At 58.6% G+C, this 17,872-nt stretch carries 26 protein-coding genes and 1 tRNA gene; 21 read left to right on the forward strand and 6 right to left on the reverse strand.

The window, feature by feature from the left end:
• Window position 1: 1 nt before the first annotated feature.
• The 20 genes from ABIB54_RS02690 (at window position 2) to ABIB54_RS02785 (ending at window position 12,321) form a co-directional block, all read left to right on the forward strand.
• A complete protein-coding gene (locus ABIB54_RS02690) occupies window positions 2-505 on the forward strand; it encodes a hypothetical protein (protein WP_354573970.1) in 504 nt (167 codons plus the stop codon).
• A complete protein-coding gene (locus ABIB54_RS02695) occupies window positions 502-819 on the forward strand; it encodes a hypothetical protein (RefSeq protein WP_354573971.1) in 318 nt (105 codons plus the stop codon). The genes ABIB54_RS02690 and ABIB54_RS02695 overlap by 4 nt, the downstream gene beginning before the upstream one ends.
• Window positions 816-1,439 carry a hypothetical protein gene (locus ABIB54_RS02700; RefSeq protein ID WP_354573972.1) on the forward strand — a complete coding sequence of 208 codons (624 nt, stop codon included), beginning with the start codon at window positions 816-818 and terminating at the stop codon, window positions 1,437-1,439. The genes ABIB54_RS02695 and ABIB54_RS02700 overlap by 4 nt, the downstream gene beginning before the upstream one ends.
• The gene (locus tag ABIB54_RS02705; protein ID WP_354573973.1) at window positions 1,436-1,702 is read left to right on the forward strand and encodes a hypothetical protein; all 267 of its coding nucleotides are present in this window, start codon (window positions 1,436-1,438) and stop codon (window positions 1,700-1,702) included. Before ABIB54_RS02700 ends, ABIB54_RS02705 begins: the two co-directional genes overlap by 4 nt.
• Complete coding sequence (locus tag ABIB54_RS02710; RefSeq protein WP_354573974.1) at window positions 1,699-1,968, forward strand: hypothetical protein; 270 nt, start codon at window positions 1,699-1,701, stop codon at window positions 1,966-1,968. The genes ABIB54_RS02705 and ABIB54_RS02710 overlap by 4 nt, the downstream gene beginning before the upstream one ends.
• The gene (locus ABIB54_RS02715; protein ID WP_354573975.1) at window positions 1,965-2,297 is read left to right on the forward strand and encodes a hypothetical protein; all 333 of its coding nucleotides are present in this window, start codon (window positions 1,965-1,967) and stop codon (window positions 2,295-2,297) included. The genes ABIB54_RS02710 and ABIB54_RS02715 overlap by 4 nt, the downstream gene beginning before the upstream one ends.
• Window positions 2,298-2,519: 222 nt before the next feature.
• Window positions 2,520-3,476 (forward strand): hypothetical protein, encoded by a 957-nt coding sequence (locus ABIB54_RS02720; RefSeq protein WP_354573976.1) that lies wholly within the window; start codon window positions 2,520-2,522, stop codon window positions 3,474-3,476.
• A gap of 21 nt (window positions 3,477-3,497) precedes the next feature.
• Complete coding sequence (locus tag ABIB54_RS02725) at window positions 3,498-4,433, forward strand: AAA family ATPase (protein ID WP_354573977.1); 936 nt, start codon at window positions 3,498-3,500, stop codon at window positions 4,431-4,433.
• A gap of 15 nt (window positions 4,434-4,448) precedes the next feature.
• The gene (locus ABIB54_RS02730; RefSeq protein WP_354573978.1) at window positions 4,449-5,201 is read left to right on the forward strand and encodes a hypothetical protein; all 753 of its coding nucleotides are present in this window, start codon (window positions 4,449-4,451) and stop codon (window positions 5,199-5,201) included.
• A gap of 92 nt (window positions 5,202-5,293) precedes the next feature.
• Window positions 5,294-5,398, forward strand: a tRNA-OTHER gene (locus tag ABIB54_RS02735).
• Window positions 5,399-5,447: 49 nt separating this feature from the next.
• Entirely contained in the window at window positions 5,448-7,907 is a 2,460-nt protein-coding gene (locus tag ABIB54_RS02740) for a bifunctional DNA primase/polymerase (RefSeq protein ID WP_354574242.1), read from the forward strand.
• 143 nt (window positions 7,908-8,050) lie between these two features.
• Complete coding sequence (locus tag ABIB54_RS02745; protein WP_354573979.1) at window positions 8,051-8,470, forward strand: HNH endonuclease; 420 nt, start codon at window positions 8,051-8,053, stop codon at window positions 8,468-8,470.
• Window positions 8,467-8,847 carry a hypothetical protein gene (locus tag ABIB54_RS02750; protein ID WP_354573980.1) on the forward strand — a complete coding sequence of 127 codons (381 nt, stop codon included), beginning with the start codon at window positions 8,467-8,469 and terminating at the stop codon, window positions 8,845-8,847. Before ABIB54_RS02745 ends, ABIB54_RS02750 begins: the two co-directional genes overlap by 4 nt.
• Window positions 8,844-9,566 (forward strand): DNA-methyltransferase, encoded by a 723-nt coding sequence (locus ABIB54_RS02755; RefSeq protein ID WP_354573981.1) that lies wholly within the window; start codon window positions 8,844-8,846, stop codon window positions 9,564-9,566. The genes ABIB54_RS02750 and ABIB54_RS02755 overlap by 4 nt, the downstream gene beginning before the upstream one ends.
• The gene (locus ABIB54_RS02760) at window positions 9,566-9,910 is read left to right on the forward strand and encodes a hypothetical protein (RefSeq protein WP_354573982.1); all 345 of its coding nucleotides are present in this window, start codon (window positions 9,566-9,568) and stop codon (window positions 9,908-9,910) included. The genes ABIB54_RS02755 and ABIB54_RS02760 overlap by 1 nt, the downstream gene beginning before the upstream one ends.
• A gap of 4 nt (window positions 9,911-9,914) precedes the next feature.
• Window positions 9,915-10,091, forward strand: coding sequence for a hypothetical protein (locus tag ABIB54_RS02765; RefSeq protein ID WP_354573983.1), 177 nt, complete (start codon window positions 9,915-9,917; stop codon window positions 10,089-10,091).
• Window positions 10,091-10,873: a hypothetical protein gene (locus ABIB54_RS02770; RefSeq protein ID WP_354573984.1), complete on the forward strand. Its 783-nt coding sequence runs from the start codon at window positions 10,091-10,093 to the stop codon at window positions 10,871-10,873. The genes ABIB54_RS02765 and ABIB54_RS02770 overlap by 1 nt, the downstream gene beginning before the upstream one ends.
• The gene (locus tag ABIB54_RS02775; RefSeq protein ID WP_354573985.1) at window positions 10,870-11,367 is read left to right on the forward strand and encodes a hypothetical protein; all 498 of its coding nucleotides are present in this window, start codon (window positions 10,870-10,872) and stop codon (window positions 11,365-11,367) included. The genes ABIB54_RS02770 and ABIB54_RS02775 overlap by 4 nt, the downstream gene beginning before the upstream one ends.
• Window positions 11,364-11,669, forward strand: coding sequence for a hypothetical protein (locus ABIB54_RS02780; protein WP_354573986.1), 306 nt, complete (start codon window positions 11,364-11,366; stop codon window positions 11,667-11,669). The genes ABIB54_RS02775 and ABIB54_RS02780 overlap by 4 nt, the downstream gene beginning before the upstream one ends.
• Before the next feature lie 151 nt (window positions 11,670-11,820).
• Window positions 11,821-12,321, forward strand: a complete 501-nt coding sequence (locus ABIB54_RS02785; RefSeq protein WP_354573987.1) for a RuvC family protein — start codon at window positions 11,821-11,823, stop codon at window positions 12,319-12,321.
• 87 nt (window positions 12,322-12,408) lie between these two features.
• Here the strand turns inward: ABIB54_RS02785 and ABIB54_RS02790 are convergent, their stop codons facing one another.
• From ABIB54_RS02790 to ABIB54_RS02810, 5 genes are all read right to left on the reverse strand, one after another.
• Window positions 12,409-12,723, reverse strand: a complete 315-nt coding sequence (locus ABIB54_RS02790) for a hypothetical protein (RefSeq protein WP_354573988.1) — start codon at window positions 12,721-12,723, stop codon at window positions 12,409-12,411.
• 42 nt (window positions 12,724-12,765) lie between these two features.
• Complete coding sequence (locus ABIB54_RS02795) at window positions 12,766-13,242, reverse strand: GIY-YIG nuclease family protein (protein ID WP_354573989.1); 477 nt, start codon at window positions 13,240-13,242, stop codon at window positions 12,766-12,768.
• Between the two features lie 169 nt (window positions 13,243-13,411).
• On the reverse strand, window positions 13,412-14,692 hold the full coding sequence (locus ABIB54_RS02800) for a hypothetical protein (RefSeq protein WP_354573990.1): 1,281 nt from the start codon (window positions 14,690-14,692) through the stop codon (window positions 13,412-13,414).
• Between the two features lie 25 nt (window positions 14,693-14,717).
• Complete coding sequence (locus ABIB54_RS02805; RefSeq protein ID WP_354573991.1) at window positions 14,718-15,095, reverse strand: hypothetical protein; 378 nt, start codon at window positions 15,093-15,095, stop codon at window positions 14,718-14,720.
• Between the two features lie 12 nt (window positions 15,096-15,107).
• Window positions 15,108-15,965: a M23 family metallopeptidase gene (locus tag ABIB54_RS02810; RefSeq protein WP_354573992.1), complete on the reverse strand. Its 858-nt coding sequence runs from the start codon at window positions 15,963-15,965 to the stop codon at window positions 15,108-15,110.
• A gap of 834 nt (window positions 15,966-16,799) precedes the next feature.
• Between ABIB54_RS02810 and ABIB54_RS02815 the strand changes: the two genes are divergently transcribed.
• Complete coding sequence (locus ABIB54_RS02815; protein ID WP_354573993.1) at window positions 16,800-17,291, forward strand: hypothetical protein; 492 nt, start codon at window positions 16,800-16,802, stop codon at window positions 17,289-17,291.
• On the opposite strand, the gene ABIB54_RS02820 is transcribed toward ABIB54_RS02815, so the two are convergent.
• Window positions 17,282-17,866 (reverse strand): hypothetical protein, encoded by a 585-nt coding sequence (locus tag ABIB54_RS02820; RefSeq protein ID WP_354573994.1) that lies wholly within the window; start codon window positions 17,864-17,866, stop codon window positions 17,282-17,284. The genes ABIB54_RS02815 and ABIB54_RS02820 overlap by 10 nt on opposite strands.
• Window positions 17,867-17,872 lie beyond the last annotated feature (6 nt).

Here is a 17,872-nt window from a genome sequence, read left to right on the forward strand (position 1 = left end):
AATGACCATGCAATCAGTCCTGAAACGCACTACTCGCCAGATGGAAACGAAGATCGAAGAACTCATCCAGGCGGGCGAAATCACCCTGATCGACGCCGAAGATTTCCCTTCGCTTCTCGAATGCGCCCGGCGCTACGTGGAGACGGAGCACCGCAAGCGTGAGCGCACGATCGTTCGCGCCAAAGAACATTCAGCCGTCGAGCGTTCGGCAAAGATCCACTCTCAGTACCGCGAGAAGGCCGCCAAGATCGTCACGGGTGTTGCTGTCGCCGCGGTCAAGCAGTACATCCAGTGGACGAAAGACCTTCTGGACAGCTCATTCTTCCTTCCAGATGGAACCGAGGTTACGTGGGGTGATGCGACGAAGGTGCAGCACAACCTTTACATCGGAATGCTCAAAAGCCAGCGTTCGGGGCTTGATAAGAACATCGACCTGCATGAACTTGCAATCTTCGACATCGAAGAGGGCGGCGCTTCAAGCCTGCGTGAGTTGGTGACAGCATGAGCACAACCGACGACGAAAACCTGCTCAACGAATACGAGGTTTGGCGCGAAAGTGTAGCTAGTCAGCACACAATCGACCTCACGCCAGCCGCATTCTTGAAGGAGCAGCGGGACGAGGCAAACCAGTGGCGCATTAGCGAAGCTAAGGCAAATCTGCACAAATGGATTGGTGAACTCGAGCAGCATGAAGAAGATTACATAGACGTCAATTCGGCTATCGGCAATTGCTGGCGAATCCTAAATGGCCTCGAAGACGACCGTCCCTACGTCATCGACTCAACACTCACTGGCCAGACGGAACGGATCTACACATGAGCGACATCCAAACCTACATCCCCGAAGCCCCACTACTCCAGCCAGATTTCGAGGCGCAGCGGATGGATACGGCAGAAACCATCGGTACGCGCAGCCGGGCCGGTCGGAAGTCCGAGAAAGAACGCCTGCAAACCAAAGCTGAAGCCGAGCGCCTAGCGCGACAGCTCGAGCGGGAATCGAAGCGGGCCACACCGCTTCTGGCGGACACCCGCGGTTCGCTGATTGTGGCCGTAGCGCTGGTGACCTTGCTTATGGTTTCGAGCTTTGCAGTCTCGTTCGCCGGCATCTATCAGGTTGCCGCATACACGGGCTTGCCGCCGTTCCTTCAGTGGCTCCCCGCCCTGTTCATCGACGCGGCGATTCTGGCCTACACAATCTCGCTCATCATTTTCAAAAGTCGCGGGGTTTCAACCTGGCGGACGCTGGCCGGGCTCACCGGGTTCGCAACGCTTTCAGTTGGCGCAAATGTTGCGCATACTCTCGGGTTCTGGAATGGCAATGTCGGCGACTACCGCGCATGGGTAGGTGTTGCCATTACGGCCGCAGCTCCGATCGCAGTGTTGCTCGCGTCAGAAGAGATCGGGCGCCTAGCGTTTGCGCAGCCAGGGGAGAGCAAGTGAGCGGGATTGAAGAAATCATCGCAACCTGGACGGCGCGGATAATCGCCGAAGAAAACGCGCAGATAGAGGGCGACTTGATGCGCGCTATGGGCAGTCATGCGCGCCTCCCCGTCTGGATTATCAAGCGGTTGGGCTACGAGGTTGTTCATCAGAAGGCGCCGAATGGTGCAGTGATCGCTGAATATCGTGGAATCCGTAGACGCGGGCAGTGGCTGGTTGACCATCATCCTGACTGGCCTTTCAACGAGGAGGTAGCAGCGTGAGCGCGCTCAAGAAGCTAGGCGCAAGCGTTCCCTTTTCCTGGGAGATGCTTGCCGGTCCCTGCGTGACCGAGGACACTCACACCTGGACAGCGCCAACCACGCAGGAAGTGAAGGACTTCAACATCTGGCACGCTGAATACAGGAAGGCGAGGAACAAGTTGGACAAGATCGAGAAGGCCGGCGGGGAATGGTTCTGGGGGCCAGGCGGCTACGACTACGAGCCGGCCAGCGTTAACCCGCCGAAGTCTCGGTGGGTGAAGAAGTGACCATCATCCCCCTGATCCTCTCGCCAAGAAGGCCCCACGCCGAGATCCAGGCGGAGTTTGACGAGATGCTGCTCGAGGCCAGTCGGAACGGCTGGTCAGAGAAGATCAACTGCCACAACAAGCCGGAGCTGTACGCGGACTACCGCCAGAGCCCCAGCCAGGAGGTCGCCGCGGCGCTGTGTGCCGGCTGCCCTTTGCTGCCGCTCCATCGGGAACTAGTGGAGTCGAAAGGCCTCGCATGGACAGTGAGCGGTGGCACGTCATGGGTAGAGGGTCACCCGTTCGTATCGACGGCGAAGCCAAAAAAGTCCCTGCCACTGGCCGCCTAAAAAATAGTCACTAATTTTTACCGAAAGGCTTGATTAGTGACTCACATACGGTAGTCTTCTAAATGTCAGAACAAAGCCCATCGGGGGGGGCGGGTCACTTTTAGAAGAAGGAGCCGCAATGAATCGCATTGAAAGCCCAAAAGTCATCGGCCGTAGGAGGCCCGGTTTCCCCGTGGCACCAGATCCAGAAACAAATACCAATTCAGGGAATAGGAGAAAAGCATGACACTTTCGCCAGAAGAGATTCGCCACCTGGCGGTCTCACTTCTTACGGCTCCGACAGCGCGTGATCGTCAGCATCGCATCGGAGCCTCAGACATGGCGAATGGGTGTGATTTTCACCTGGCTGAAGCAATCCAAGGTGAGCCTGTCCAAGAGTCGGACATCTCAAAGCGCACATGGATGGGCGCTGTCCTTGGTACCGCAGGTCACAGCATCTTCGAGAGCCGCGTAGCTGAACATCGAAACCAGTTCGCGGCTCTCGAAGGAGCAGAGACAGAAAAGCACCTCATTTTCGCCGAGCTCGATGGGTATGGCCCCGTCGGCGGCTCCATCGACTTGCTGCTGGCACCGAGCCGCCAGCTAATCGACTGGAAAGGGAGCACCCGCAAGAAGTCCGCCATCATGCAGGACTACCTTGCAACCGCACAAGGCCTCGAGCCGCAGTATGGCCGCAGCCACAAAGACATCAAGTTGTCCGAGAAGGTTTACGCCGAAGAAATCGCCAAGATGGAGTACAAGGTGACCGGCTATTTCGGGCAGCAGACGCTCTACATGCACTCAGGTGTCGCCGATTCGGCTGCCCTGGTGTTCTTCAACCGCGACGGCACCGGCTTCTTCGATGTGCCGGAACTGGATCGCTACTTCGACGCAAAAGCAGTTCACGACATCTGGGTGCTGCCGTTCGAGTATGACCGGGACTATGCACTTGCGCTCATCGCGCGGGCACAAGAGATCTACGATCGCTTGCAGTCCGGTGCAACGCTCGGGGATTTTGCCCGCAACCCACTGTGTTTCCCGTGCTCGATGGTGCCAGCAGAGCTAACGCCAGCCGACGAGGTTCTAGCTGGAGTCGATTTCATCATCCCGCCCGGCAAAGCTTTCACTGCCGATGACGCAGCGTTCGCTGAGATTGTCGCCAACTTCGCCACTACAACCACCACTGACCCGACTTTTTAGTCACAAACGAACGGAGAAATAATGAACGCCACACCTACCGCCACTGCACCCCAGCCGGTCGCACTGCCGAAGCCCGCATTTGCTGGTATGTTCCAGAAGAAAGCCGATGTCGGGCCGCCTCGCTCGCTCCTTCTCTACGGCGCGACAGGCACCCGGAAGACTTCGACTGTCGGCCGGATGATGGTCGACCGGCCTGAGTTCACCAAAATGCTCATCATCGACATTGATAACGGGACCGAGGTTTTCGCCAACGATCCCGAGGTGCTGAACCTCGTCAACGATGAGGATATGGGCATGGCCGGCGAAAAGACCATCAACATCATCCGCATCGACAAGACGAGCGAAGACGCTTACGGACAGCTCCGCTACTACCTTGGCGAGCGAGACCTCGTAAGCGGAACGTTCCGCCGTGGCGCCGTTTTCGGTCAAGGTTATGACGTGATTGTGGTCGACACTGCAAACGTCATGCAGGAAGTCGCTGTGCAGTGGCTCAAATCGAATACCTGGAACGACAAGGGCAAGTTGGATACCCGTGGCGCGTGGGGATCAGTCTCCGAATGGACTTCGGACATCGCATGGGCGATGCAGAATGACCCGGCTTCGACAGGTATCTGGCTCGCGCATTCGTCCGAAGGTACGGATGAGGGCGGTCAGTATTCGGTGAAGCCTAAGTTTCAGGGATCAGTGAAAGATTCGATCGCGGCTATCCCTTCGGTCGTCGCGTACCTCGAAAAAGTCAAGCACCCTGAGACTGGCGAGATCTCAATCAGTGCCACCGTCGACGGCGATGTGATTGTGTCGAAAAACCGTTACATGCTGCCCAATCGGATCGAAAACTTTGCTCTCAGCGGGCTTTACGCCATGCTTGCAGAGCGTCGTGAGGTGACGCCACGGGCACAAACCCCGTCTATCCCGGTTGCAACCCAGCCTGAAGCACCCGCTTCGGTCTACATCTAAGCAAAGGAGAAAAATATGACTGACGATTTCGTTATCCCATTCAACAACACGGTTGTCGCCGAAGGAGGCGGGGGTTCTGGTGCCCTGTTCCCGAGCGGCTGGAAGGTGCTGGCGACGGTCCTGCCAACCACGAAAGACGGCACGAGCATCACTAAGCGCCCGTATGCGAGAGAAGGCGTGAACGCGGCAATCACTTGCCTAGGCGTTCGTTTCCGTATCGCTGACGGGCAGAAAGGCCAGGGGCGCAACCTGTTCGCCGATGTCCCGCTGGCTCGCAACCTGAAATCCACTGGCAACGGGAAGTTCCCGGATGGCACGCCGGCGTATTTCTTCTTCCAGTTCTTCCGCTCTCTCGGCTACAACGTGGATGCGCCGGAAGGCTTCAAGCTGCCTGCCGACCAGGAGCTCATGGGCAAAGAGGTCGAACTCGTACTCAACTACGAGGCTGCGTCGAACGGGAACGAAGCGCGCAACGTGGTCGGGTTCATCAACAAGGCTGCAGGCATCCCGAACAACACCGCGCTGCAGGCTGCTGCCGACAAGCTGGCCGCTGAAGCGCGCAACGCCCCGGCCGCAGGTGGCGGTCAGCCCGCACAGCAGGCCGCAGCGCCGACTGGCTGGACTCCTGGCACAACTCCCGCCGCGCAGCCCGCGCAGGCCCCCGTGCAGGCACCTCCGGCCGCAGCAGGCCCGCCGCCCGGCTGGACGCCGAATGCAAGTGACGTGCAGGCCGCACAGCAGCAGGCGCAGCCGGTAGGTTCGTTCTAGGCGTTAGTCGCTAAGCGGGAGTTGGACCCGATGAAAGCCAACCGGACATAAGCCCTCCGCGCCTCTACCCGAGAGGCGAAAACGGGTCTCATGGGACCGTAGCTCAGCGGTAGAGCGTCGGCAGGTACCACCTCTATTCAACGGGTAATTCCGGGAGGCGCGTCCGAAGGTCGGGGGTTCAATCCCTCCCAGTCCCACGATGACCCTTATTCATACATATAGAACGGAGCCAGGACAATCGCCATTATCGACCACGCCCTAGCCGCCGCCGACCTCGGGTTTTCTATCTTCCCGCTCAAGCCGATGAGCAAACTTCCCGCCCATAAGGGCTGGCAAGATGAGGCAACCACAGACCCGACTACCATTTCGGTATGGTTTCGGGAAAAGAATTTCAACTATGGGATTCGCACTGGCTCAGTGAACAACCTGTACGTTGTGGATCTTGATGGAGCCGAAGCGCAAGGCTGGTGGAAAGCGCAAGGTTTCGCTGAAGGCGCGATCGTACAAACACCGTCTGGCCCCGACCGCACGCACGTCTACTACCGCATTGATGGCGAGACTGAGCTTCCGAACACGAAAAAGAAGCTACACCCGCAGATTGATACCCGCGGCGAAGGTGGCCTTGTCTGCGGCCCTGGCTCGATGCTGCCTACAGGCACCTACCTTGGGAATATCAGCAATATTCCGATGATCCCGGCTGGCTTGCTGGCGATTCTGCCCGAAAAGCAGACGTATGTCGTAGACACTTCTGAGCACGAGCCAGGAGACAAGGTTGATGTTGCATCCCCTTCAGAGCTCCGCCAGATTGCAAGTGCGATCGAAGCGCTCGATGAGTTGCCGAAAGTCTGGGCCGATGGAGCAGGCTGGCGCTCAGAGATGTACCGCGTCGCGTGCTGGTTCAGCAGAATGTTTCAGTCGCCCGACTATGCGCTGACTGCCGAAGGTGCGCTACAGATCATCCTCGAGCATTGCCCAACCGATGCCGAGTGGGGCGTGCCGGAAATTATGGAGCAGTGGGCGTCCGCCCTCCAGTCGACGCTCGGGCAGTTGGCCGCAGTCCCCGGTCCCGAGTACCCGCACCTCCCTCCGATTGTCGAAGTCATCCATTTCTTACCAGAGCTCACGCCTGGTGGTCAGGAGTCTTTCACCACACTCGTATTCAATGCCCCTGAAGGCGCGCCCGAGACGTGGTGGAAAGCAAGAAGGACACTGCTCATAGAGTGCCTGCGAGCTGGCCGACCGATCGAAGAAGCCGCATCAGCCGCATGGCATTCTGTCGCCGGCAGTCCGCTGCGTGAAAACGAAGCCGCAGGTCTCGACGAGCTCTGGAAGGAGGCCGAGAAAGCGCGTGCCACTGTCGCCGGCGAAACAGGCGCCGGAGCCGAGGCGTTGCCTGATTCTGAGCGGCCGAGCCTGGCGCTGGTCCCTAATCGAATTGAGCTTATGACGGAGGCCGAGAGGGCTGTTGGGCGGAAAGCGTGGTGGGGGACTGAGTACATGGATTGGGCTGAAACTAAGGTTGCTCTCCTAAATCGTCCGTACCATCGCATGAATATCTGGGTGATCCTTTCCGCGGTCTTCAGCGATGTTGGACTTGTCCCAGATCCCGCTGGCCCGGTCGGCCTGAACCTCTTCACATTGACGCTGGGGAAGTCAACTACGGGTAAGTCCGAAGCGTCGAAGCTTATGAAAAGCGTTCTAAAGGCCTGTTTCCCGAAAGATGACCCAGTAAGCATAGGCGGCAATGCCAGCCCGAATGCCTTGCTCGAGGCGCTGATTGTTCGGGATGGCAAGCCGAGCTTGTTCATCACCGACGAGGCGCACGGCCTCTTCCAGCAGATGCAAGGCGACAACTCCTGGATGAGTGGGATGAAGGAACTGCTTGCCGATTTGTATGAGGGGGAGGTGCCCATGATTTTGCGGAGCGGTAAGAAGAACGTCTCTGGGATTGGTGCTACAACACACTTCATCACTCACCTGATGGGAACCGTGGACGGCATGACAAAAGCCCTCGACGAGGCTATGTGGGTTTCTGGCCTACTGCCGCGTTTTATCTGGGCTGTAGGCGATGAGCTCCAGCCGAAGCCGGGAACCTATCGGCTCAGGCAGGTTGATGGATATGCCGCTGCGAACTATGACCTAATGCCTAAGCAATGGGCTGCGCAATTCAGTGCGAAGAAAATGGCAGTCAGGCACGGCCACGCAGGAGCATCGCAGATTCCAGTTCAGCATTCTAATGAAGCCGCAGATAGGCATTCCGACATGCAGGAATATGTGATGAGCCTAGCTTCAGGACATCGACAAGAGGAATTACTCAAGCCGGCCCTAATTCGATTTGGCGTGAATATCAGAAAGTGCGCGATTCTCGTGGCCTTAGTTGACGGCAAGCGGGAGGTGAGCCTTCAGCACGAATTGACGGCAATCGAGGCTGCAGAAGAGTGGATCAATAACATTTTCCTCATGGTTGGGCAGACCACTTCTTCGCCTTTCTCGCGCTCCGTCGATAAGGTCGAGAAATTCATTGCCAGCAATAAGGGCCAGGAAGTCCGTATCGAGCGCGTCTATGCAAATTCTCCTGAGCCGAAACGGTTCGTTGACGAATTCATTACACAGCTCGTCAGCGAGGGAAGAGTGACTAAAACCATGACGAAAGACAACAGCTTTTTATTGAGCATCAAGCAGAATCAGATCGCGGTGGCGGCATGAAGGGCGATGAGTGCATTGTGGATGGATGTTGGCGCGTCTCGGCGGGCGGCGCAATGTGTGGGACCCATTCCCGCCATATGAGGCTTTTCGGCGAGACTCGAGAAGTCAAGCCACAGTCCCCGATGGGGACAAATCGTGACCGTATGTGCAAGTTCGAGCCCTGTGAACGGAAGGCTATGGCGCGGGGATATTGCGGAACTCATGCACGCCATATCGAGCAGGGTAAAAAGCTTCTGCCGATTGTTGGATATCCGGGCTATTTTAATTGGGCCACCGGCGAAAAGGGATACGTATTTCGTACCATTGGATTAGGGGGTAAGCGGATTCGTATCCTTCAGCACCGCGAAGTAATGGAAAAAACCCTCGGCCGCGCACTCCTTCCAGGTGAAAACGTCCACCACATAAACGGCGCGCGCGATGACAATCGCCCGGAGAATCTGGAGCTATGGGTGAGCCATCAGCCCAGCGGCCAGCGCCCCGCCGATCTCGTAACCTACGCCCTCGAAATCCTTGCCCGCTACCCAGAATTCATTCCACAAACAGAAATGAGGATCGCAGCATGACCCACATCCCCGCCCTAATCCAGGCCACCTATGCGTACAACCACGCTGAGACGCAAAGCCGCAACGAGAGGATCGCAGCAGCACTCGAACTTCTCGAATGGAACCTGTTCTCAAACCGCCAGATCGCAGGATTCACCGGCCTCCCTCGTGGCATAGTCGACGGCATGAGCACGAAAACCGACGCCACAGGCGGAAACCTGCCAGGCGAAGCGCTCGGCGACATCCTCAAAGTGGCAACCGCTCACAACCGCGGCGAGCTCGACGAACTAGCAATCAAGCGCGCAGTCGACGCCGGCGCCTCAACCCGCATGGTCTCCAAGCTGTCCGGCGTGAGCCAGTCGGCTGTCTCACGTGCGTCCCGGAAGTTTGCGGCGTGAGCGGGCAAATTCTCTACGGGGACTGTCTTGAATTGCTCCCCGCGATACCCAGCGCCTCCGTCGACATGATTCTCTGCGACCTGCCTTATGGAACAACCCGAAACCCGTGGGACAGCATCATCGACCTCGATCTTTTATGGCCTGAATATCTGCGCGTTGCTAAGCCAAATGCGGCGATCGTGCTCACGGCGCAAACACCGTTCGATAAGGTGCTCGGCTTCTCGAGGCTTGACTTGCTCAGGTACGAGTGGATCTGGGAGAAGACCACGGCAACAGGCCATCTGAACGCGAAACGGATGCCCATGAAGGCCCATGAGAACGTGCTCGTGTTCTACCGCTCGCTCCCAACTTACAATCCGCAGATGACGACGGGACATGAGCGCAAGGTATCGTCTGCGGAGCACAAGCGCAACTCGAAGGCTACGACTAACTGGGGAGAGCACGGACTGACCTCATACGACTCAACCGAGCGCTATCCCCGCTCTGTCCAAGTATTCGCAACCGACAAGCAGAAGTCGAAGATCCACCCAACGCAGAAGCCTGTCGCCCTGTTCGAGTATCTGATTCGTACCTACACGAACGAGGGTGACGTAGTGCTCGACAATGCCGCTGGCTCGGGTACGACAGCGATTGCCGCTAGGAACCTTGGCCGCAATTTCGTCTGCATGGAAAGTAATGCGGAATACTACCGCGCGTCTGAGCTTCGCTTGGCTGCCTAGTGCCTGAAACCCGCCCACTCCCCATCTACGGGGAGGTTACAGCCACCGATCGCGCACAGCTAATTCGGGCCAAGGCTGAGATAAACCCGCCATATCTGCTAACGGTTGTGGAGGCGTATCCTGACTCGCCGGGACGTGTTTTGGCGTTGCGGTCACCATTGCCCCACAATGCAGAGTACTATTTAGTCACTAACCCCGAAGATTACGCGCAGCTCCGACTCGCGCTGTACTGGGCGCTCCATCCAGAATTCGATTCACCAGCAGCACACCTCGCAACCGATCCGCTCTACGCCGTTTTCGGCCCGAATGTAAAGGAGATCTATGAGAAACCGCATTTCGAATAGTCGTATGGCCGAAGCGGTTACAGGCGATACCGAAGCTCAGAAAGAAATTCTGGCCGAAATCGACAGGCTCGAGATGTTGCTTCCGGCCCCGCCGCGCAGGCTTTCTATCTGGCCGTGGATCATTGTGGCGTGGTTTGCCATGAACATCATTTTCCCTGTCACTGCGACTGTTAGCCGCTAATGGCCAGCCTCGGTTTCAACATGACACCTTCCCGCGCAGATCTCATCGAAGATAGGCGCGCCTATTTTGCGGAGTATGGCGCGCAGCGTGCGGCTGCCGTCGCCGAGCGCGATGGCGAGACCGACGACGCTGCGGAAGGCGATGACGAAGACCAGGCGATTGTGACCGAGCCTTCGATCGCCGTGAGCCTCGCTGAGCTCCCGACAGGCGCGAAGGCAGCAATGCTCGCAGCCGCCAAGAATGGCTGGGAGACGCAGGCCTGGCGCACACAGACGCACGTTGAGCCAACCTTCTTCAAAAGCACAACTGAAAGCCATAACGCAGGCGATATTCGTTTTAGAGCAAAAGATGTCCGAAACTACTACGTGACCGCCAAGGCCCCGGCCAGCAGGCTCGGTTTCACCGCATCATGGTCTGGCGAAAACGACCCAAAACGGCCGCTCGCCCGCCTTTCCCGGCCTTACGCTTCAGCGCTTTGGCTGTCGAAGAAAGATCTGGCCCTACTCACCGATAAGCCTGAGCAGAATGGTTCGCTGATAGGTGCGACGATGCTTGACCCTGAAGGCATCGAGGTCGAGCTCTATTTCGATTACAAAGAAACCCGCGCATCAGTGCTCGCACTCGGCCCGGCCCTCGCAAAGAAGCGTGCAGACAAGCTCGACTGGGCCTACAACGACAAGAGTCGCGTCCGAATGACAAGCCTTTTCACCAACAAATCAACGGTTCTCGTTGATTGGATCAAAAAACACCACGCAACATCTAACGAACGGAGTGCAGCATGAGTAACATCACAATCGACGACATCCAGAACCTTTCGGAGACAGAATTCGATGACGAGCTGGATGATTCTATCCGGCTGATCGAAGATTTTCGGGTATTCCTTCACCCAAATGTCATCAAGCAGACGGCTGAATACCTGCGGAACCTGCGCGACATCATCGACGGCCAGCTCCTTCGACATGGCCCGGCAGGTCTCGAGCCGTCTGACGATCCGACATGGGAACGGAGGACGAAAGGTTTCCGTGGCCTGATTTCGAGCCGACTGCACATGGCACAAGGCCGCATCCGTGAAATGGCGAATCAAGAAGGTGTGGGCAGCGATACAGCTAAGTCGAGGGAGTGGAAGCGTTTCGCCCACCGGCTTGCTGAGATTGTCGATCGCCTCGACCCATTTGAGCTTGATCTGGTCGATGTGCCATTCTGCGATTTGAGTGCCGGCGAATGGCTTGATAGGAGATTGCAAAAGCAGCCGAAGCGGACTGGGGTGAATGCATGAGCCTCGTAGACCGCACCAACGAGCAGATCTCGCTCAGTATGCACGAGCCATCTACCTGGGAAGCGCCGACCCCAGGTCTTATGGCAAGGGGCGCAGACTGGGATGCGGGGACATCCCCGGCCGAGCTTGATGTCGATGCTGATAGTGAATCGGGTCGCACCCCGAGCGCATGGATCAACATTTCATGGTCTGATATCGACCACGATTCTGACACCGTCCAACTTACCTACGAAGAAGCTGGCCTCTTGCACGACCGTCTCGGGCTCATCCTCGGCCGCAGCGGGACAGAGGCAAACGCATGATGCCCAACCGGTGCCTCACAATCCCTTGCGGCCGACGATCGCATTGGGTGCCAGAAGGCGACTGGCAACTTGAATTGGCGCTCAAAGTCTTCGACAATGGCGGGCCACATCTGCGCGAGGTCTGGATTCGTCTAGGTGAAGGAGCCCGGCGATGACTGTCATTCTCGGCCTAGATCCTGGCTTGTCCACCGGGTACTCCATCTGGCACTACGATGCGATCACGCCACCCCAGCATATCGAGCATGGGACAATCAAGGGCGGGCATCGCGGGCTTGCGGAATGGTGGAAGGCTCGACTGGAAGCGAACGTAGGTGCCCCACCGTGGGATGAGGTGGTGTCAGAGTCGTTCATCCCAGATGGCCGGACGCCGTTCCCTGAGATTGACCCGCTGCGCTCGGAAGGTGTGCTGTACGCACTCTGGCCCGAAACGGTCTTCCAGCGGAATCTCTACAAGGCCCACGTCACGGACGAGAAGATCAAAGAGCTCGGTTTATGGTGGCCTGGAGGCGGACACGATCGTGACAGCCTCCGTCACGTCTTCGCCTACCTGAAGACCCGTGGGCATATCCCAACGCAGATGCTCTGGAAGAGGCCGCGCCCGGCAACCGAATTCGTGCCTGCCGCCCGCCCGTCGAGCGAGCCCGGCTTTTAGTCGCTAACCCGCACAACGCAGAAGCCCCCGGCCGCAATGGCCGGGGGCTTCTTTGAGATGTGGCCTCCTTTCGGAGAACGTTACTGACTACTTCGAGATGTGGCTGAGCGCGCTGACGGAGATGACGGCTGCGGCGGCGGCCGCAACACTCTCGAGCACAACGCCGATGGTGCCGCCAATGACGGGTGCAGCAGCTCCAGCCGCGACAGCCACGATTCCACCGACGGTGTAGATGGCAGCGCGGACCTTGGGCGGCAGGAACGGCGCAGCAGTCTCGGTCACGGTTACAAGGGCCTTGTCGACGGTCTCGTTAGACAGGTCCGGCGCGATGAGCGGAACCGGCACGGGAATCGGGGTCACGATTGTGACCGGGGCGGCGGGGGCGAGGGTAGTGTCAGTCATGCGTTGGTGCTCCTTTTGTTGGGGTTTGGAGGGGTGGAGATTTTAGGCCGCAAGTTTCGCGGCGTTGCGTGCGCGAATGGACGAAGCTTGCTGAGCGCGGCGCTCAGGCGTCCAGCCGGCAGCTTCGCCGGTAAGCCCCTTGATCCAGGTAGGCTTTCCCGCCGCCTTTATTCCGATGCGCGCCCGTGAGGCCGCGCTCATCGAGTCCGCGATTCCATCCAGAGCCTTTTCGTTGGCGAGGGGATGCCCGGCCGCTAGGTGGCGCGCGATTACGTCCGCCTCCACCGAAAGGATGTCCTCATGCGCGCGGACAACATGGATGATGCTGTACTGGACACGATCGACACCCACTTTCCGCATCCACGCGTACACGGGGGCCCCGTGCCCCTTCCGCGCACGAGAGCGATGCTCCCACCACCTTGTCCTTGCATTGACTTCAGTCGAGCCGATGTAGCCGAACGAGAAATCCCCGACGTGCAGGCCGTAGATCACGCGCTCACGTTCCATGTTGCTGTTCACTGTTCCTCCTTGGGTTCGTTATTACTCGCAGCTTTCGCAGCGCATACCATCCTCGTCCATTGGATCAGTCGGCACGAAATACTCAAGCTTGAGCGGGGCGATGGTCTGGTGTTCTGAAGTTGTCATCTGGCAAGCCTAGGTGGCGAGGTCGAGTTCACGAAGGAGCGGGCTACAGGATGCGGAGGTCGGACCACGAGTTGTTTGCCGTGGTGAATGCGAGCATTCCCGACTGGCTCTGCTCGCCTTTGAGGTTCGTGTACCACGTTGATCCGCGGTCGCTGGATGGCCCCACGATGACCCAGCGACCGTCGCCGGACTGGTAGACGCGGAGTGAGTGCCAGTGGCCTGCGAGAAGGATGCGAGCCTTAGAGACGGGCATATTTCCGTGCGACTGCTTGGCCCACCACTCGCCGATCTTGTCCGGGCCGCCGGCCTGATGCCCGTGAACGACTCCGATGTCTGAACCGGAGCTCTGGAAGTACAGCGACTCCATGTACGGCTCCGGCGTTTGGATGGAGACGTGCCCGAAGCTTGCCGGGTTCAGCGAGAGGGAATCACGCAGCATCTCGGCGATGACGATGCCGAAGTCAGCGTGCGCGTCACCAGCAGGGGACTTCGGGCCGACCCGGAACGCTCCGTGGTTAGAGGGCACCGACTTGAATCCGACCACGGGCGCGAGGGGTGCGAGGATCTGGATGCCTTTGAGGAAGATGTGCGATGCGGCGGCGATCTGGTGAGGGAGGTCGAGGTCGTTGGTCCCCATCTGCGATGAGGTATTGAATACGTTTTCGATCGGGTCGCCGGCGTCGACGATGTGGATTTCTTGCGGCCTGGAGTCACGGACATATTCAGCGAATTCGTGGAAGGAGTGCAGGGCCTGGGCCGCCGTCTCCTTCGAGCCACCATTCCAGTCGACCTTGCCTACCTGTAGGTCGGCGGGCATGATGATCGCCGTGGTTGCGTCATAGGCAACTGGTTCGGGGACAAAGGTGAAGCTACGGATGTCGTCGAGGATGCTCTCGAAAACGACGGGTGCTTCCGATTCGATGGTGACAGGCTTGACGCGAACATTGTTGAGCTTGTTCCAGAATCCGCCGTTGGGGTTCGAGGTCCAGCCCCATGTAAACGTTACGGCGTCGGGGTCCTGGCCTGTCTGGCGAATGAATTCGCAGTAGTCCTCGAAGCCCCAGACCTCTTGCGAGAAACGAACGTAGGAGGTAGCCCCGTCTTCGGCGTGAGTCTCAGATTCGCCGGCCGATTGCTTGGCGACGCTTCCGGCCTGGACGCGCGCGACCTTCTCTTTGAGCGGCAGACCGTCCTTCGAGCGAAGGTTCTGAATGAAGCCGAACGATACGCCGTACCTCGTGGCAAGCGTGCGGATCGAGTCGTCGTCTTTGATGTCTCGCAGGAACTTCGGGTTTTCGAGCAGTGCGTCCGTGTGATTCGACAAGCGAGCCTCCTTGCGTTGGGTAGTGCTATCCGTGCGGTACAAAAGCAGCGATGATTCCAGCCAGCACACCCAGTACAGCGATGACTGCGAAGATACGCGTGATCGGGGACCATGACTGCTCTGCCTTCAGGCGACGATTTTCATCCGCCTCTTTCAGTGCGAAGGCAAGTGCGACAGCAGTCTTCTTGTCCGCGTCGGCCCCTTCACGAAGAGTCTGCGTCTCCGACTTCAGGCTCGCTACGTCGGTCTTGATCGTGTTGAGTTCACTCGCGTGACCATCGACACGTCGGTCGGTATTCACGCCGCGTTCCGCGATCAGGTTGAGAATCCCTTCCATCCGAGTTAGCTGGACGGGGGTCGGCTCCTCCGTGCGGATGAGGTTGATTTCGCTGAGGTCAGGCATGATTGCTTTTCTTTACAGTGCGGCTTTGAGCTCGGCGCGCACAGCACCAGGAATCGCGGCGAAGTTGTCAGCGACGGCCTGATCAACGGCGGCCGCGATCGTGGCAGCATCGAGGGGCACCCCAGCACCGTTCGCGCTCAGCTTGGTGGCAATGGCGGTTGCGAGCGCGTCGGTGTCGACAGCCGGGGCGACCTGCGGCACGCCAGTAGGTGATGACGTACCACCGACTGCCATAGAACGCCACAGGTCGAACTGGCGGTCGTTGCCGATGGCTGAACTGGTAATGATCTGGTCAGAATTCTGCACCTCTTCATCGCTGGTGAGGCTGCGGAAGTAGCCGGGGCCGATGAGGGCGATGCCACGGGCGGGGGACTGAATGCGAATCATGGTGTCTTCCAATACGAGAGGAGGGGTAGCGGTGGGAGTTGGCGTGATCGGTGTGCCGCCCGATCCTGCGGTGCCGGTGAAGAAGGCGTGAACGTCGCACATTGTGCCATGAGCGTCGAACGCGTTCGCGTGAAGATGTGGCCCGGTCGCTGTCCCAGCGCCCCACGCGCCGACACGTCCGCCAGTGTAGCCGATGTTGTCGCCTTGCCTCACGGCGCGTGGAGATCCGGTGTTGTGGGTGCCGTCGGAGAACGCGGACAGGTGCAGGTGGTAGAATGCCATACCATCGGCGCGGCGGAGGACAGCCCGCGCAAGGTTGGTGACGGGGCTGTAGTAGTTCGTCAGCGTGCCGTCGAACGATGCCTGAATCACCGTGCCGACACCAACCGCATAATCGGTGCCGCCAGCAGAACCGCGCGCACGATGGCACGCCCAGTCGCACGATACGCGCCAGCCTGACCAGTAGTTGTGGATGTTCGTCATTAGCCCGCCGCAGACGTGGGGGTCATCTGGATCGCAGTCCATCCAACGGTTACGAGCGAAACGCCTATTGCAGCAAGCATGAAGTGGCTGCTGTTGGGGGTCGCGTCGTACGGGAGATATGCACCACCGCCAGCAGCGCCAGACCCAGAAACAAAGGAAGGGCCGAGGGTAACGATCGGAGATACGGTGAACCGACCAGCGGGCAGTGGGATAGAGACACCAGCCGTCCCAGTAGGAATGTTCGTGGATAGCCCTGCCGCCATTGCATACGGTCCTTGGCCGGGCGCCCACACACGGCTCCAGTTTGCACCGCCACCCGAACAGACGTAGAGGCCGCCGTCAGCGGTTACTAGCGCACTAGCGTCCAATACCCGATATGCCGCACTGGCCTTTGCGTAGGCGGTATCCCGAGCGGCAGTAGTGGCAAATGTTGCAGGAGTTTGCTGGACCCATTTTGTCACAGCAGAGTTGTAGGAGAAGCTTGCCCCACCCTCCGTAACGAAGGCGTCAGCCCCATTGGGCATACCGGCCAGCGCCGCTAGTGCGGTGAGGTCGGCCACGACCGGAACGACGAGTCCAAGGGCTGTGTTCAGTCCATTCGAGATTGCATTGAATGGTGCCTGCCACGGCGTAATTGCGCTCGTATCATCGAAAAGGGGGAGTCCGTATGGGACGGTGGGTGCGACAGCCATCCGCTAAGAATACAGCCGCGCCCAGCAAACGCACAGGTTTGGGGGCGAGACTTACTTTAGTCACTAATCGCCGCCAGAATGATGCTAATGTCGGTGGGGCGAGTGAAGCTGAGAAACACTAACCATCGAGCAAGGGGATTCCATGAAAGTAAAGACCATCATTATCAGCGGCGCGGCGATTGCCCTTTCGGGTGGAATTTTCGCCGGAGCTGCATTCGCCATGCAAGAAGGGAATACCACCGTGCCGACTTCAACCGCTGCTGCTACTGTCGAGGCGACATCAAGCCCGACCCCGACTCCAAATCCCACAGCTACAGCCACATCTGCACCCGTCGCTGCGCCGGTTGCGGCACCTGTCGCCGCTCCAGTCACGGCTCCCGTAAAGCAAGCCGTTGCCGCCCCCGCTGTTCCGAACCCGTCCCCCTCGATCGGGTTTGACGCTAACGGGAATGTGGTCATGCCACCGCGCAAGATGTATGTCGCGCTCGACCCGCAGCCCAAAAACATACCTGCTGGATGGAGTGCTGCCGCGGACCCAAGCGGCGTCCCAAATTCCTACATCCTGTTTATCGGTTGCACGCCTGAGATTTCTTCCTGCTCGATGCAGGGACCAATCCTCATCGATCAGGGCTGAAATACGCCTAGCACCTGAGTATTGATGGTGTTCCCTGCGTTAGCTGCCCAGGCGCTATTTGCGCTCAGTGAGGTCTGAAAGGCCATCTGCTGCCCAGCGACAAGCCCGGAGAGGGTTCCAACTGTGCCTGCACTGACGTATTGCGTTGCTCCCGGTGCAACGGAAACTGTCGCAATCCCAGAGTTTCCGGTGGGGCCGGTAACGTAGATGAGGACGTTGTCGGTGGCGCCTGTCGGGTTGCGTCCAGACCCAAAAGCAAAGGCTGTATAGGACATCTTCGTCATCCCGGCCGGAACCGTTAGGTAGACGGTTTGAACCCCAGTCGGTAGGGCCATTCCGCTGTTGTTGTAAATAGCAGTTGCGGACAGCGAGCCGAGAAGCGCCACAACGGCTTTCAGATCCGCAATCTGCCTCGCCACTACGTTCAGTGTGGCAGCGGCGGTCGAGTTGGCGTTCGCTCCTTCATTGGCCGAGCGGCTGGCGGAAAGTTCGACGTCGTCCATCCGCTGCTGCATGGCTTTCGCCCACGGAGTTGCGTTGACGTCCAAGTTGATCGGGGGCATGAAAACGGGCATGATTTT

It is taken from the genome of Frigoribacterium sp. UYMn621 (genome assembly GCF_040549525.1).
GTDB lineage: Bacteria > Actinomycetota > Actinomycetes > Actinomycetales > Microbacteriaceae > Lacisediminihabitans.

Coding starts and splice junctions, on each gene's coding strand:
- ABIB54_RS02690 (WP_354573970.1), top strand. CDS start 2: ATGACCATGCAATCAGTCCTGAAACGCACTACTCGCCAGATGGAAACG.
- ABIB54_RS02695 (WP_354573971.1), top strand. CDS start 502: ATGAGCACAACCGACGACGAAAACCTGCTCAACGAATACGAGGTTTGG.
- ABIB54_RS02700 (WP_354573972.1), top strand. CDS start 816: ATGAGCGACATCCAAACCTACATCCCCGAAGCCCCACTACTCCAGCCA.
- ABIB54_RS02720 (WP_354573976.1), top strand. CDS start 2,520: ATGACACTTTCGCCAGAAGAGATTCGCCACCTGGCGGTCTCACTTCTT.
- ABIB54_RS02725 (WP_354573977.1), top strand. CDS start 3,498: ATGAACGCCACACCTACCGCCACTGCACCCCAGCCGGTCGCACTGCCG.
- ABIB54_RS02730 (WP_354573978.1), top strand. CDS start 4,449: ATGACTGACGATTTCGTTATCCCATTCAACAACACGGTTGTCGCCGAA.
- ABIB54_RS02745 (WP_354573979.1), top strand. CDS start 8,051: ATGTGCAAGTTCGAGCCCTGTGAACGGAAGGCTATGGCGCGGGGATAT.
- ABIB54_RS02750 (WP_354573980.1), top strand. CDS start 8,467: ATGACCCACATCCCCGCCCTAATCCAGGCCACCTATGCGTACAACCAC.
- ABIB54_RS02765 (WP_354573983.1), top strand. CDS start 9,915: ATGGCCGAAGCGGTTACAGGCGATACCGAAGCTCAGAAAGAAATTCTG.
- ABIB54_RS02770 (WP_354573984.1), top strand. CDS start 10,091: ATGGCCAGCCTCGGTTTCAACATGACACCTTCCCGCGCAGATCTCATC.
- ABIB54_RS02775 (WP_354573985.1), top strand. CDS start 10,870: ATGAGTAACATCACAATCGACGACATCCAGAACCTTTCGGAGACAGAA.
- ABIB54_RS02780 (WP_354573986.1), top strand. CDS start 11,364: ATGAGCCTCGTAGACCGCACCAACGAGCAGATCTCGCTCAGTATGCAC.
- ABIB54_RS02785 (WP_354573987.1), top strand. CDS start 11,821: ATGACTGTCATTCTCGGCCTAGATCCTGGCTTGTCCACCGGGTACTCC.
- ABIB54_RS02790 (WP_354573988.1), bottom strand. CDS start 12,723: ATGACTGACACTACCCTCGCCCCCGCCGCCCCGGTCACAATCGTGACC.
- ABIB54_RS02805 (WP_354573991.1), bottom strand. CDS start 15,095: ATGCCTGACCTCAGCGAAATCAACCTCATCCGCACGGAGGAGCCGACC.
- ABIB54_RS02810 (WP_354573992.1), bottom strand. CDS start 15,965: ATGACGAACATCCACAACTACTGGTCAGGCTGGCGCGTATCGTGCGAC.
- ABIB54_RS02815 (WP_354573993.1), top strand. CDS start 16,800: ATGAAAGTAAAGACCATCATTATCAGCGGCGCGGCGATTGCCCTTTCG.
- ABIB54_RS02820 (WP_354573994.1), bottom strand. CDS start 17,866: ATGCCCGTTTTCATGCCCCCGATCAACTTGGACGTCAACGCAACTCCG.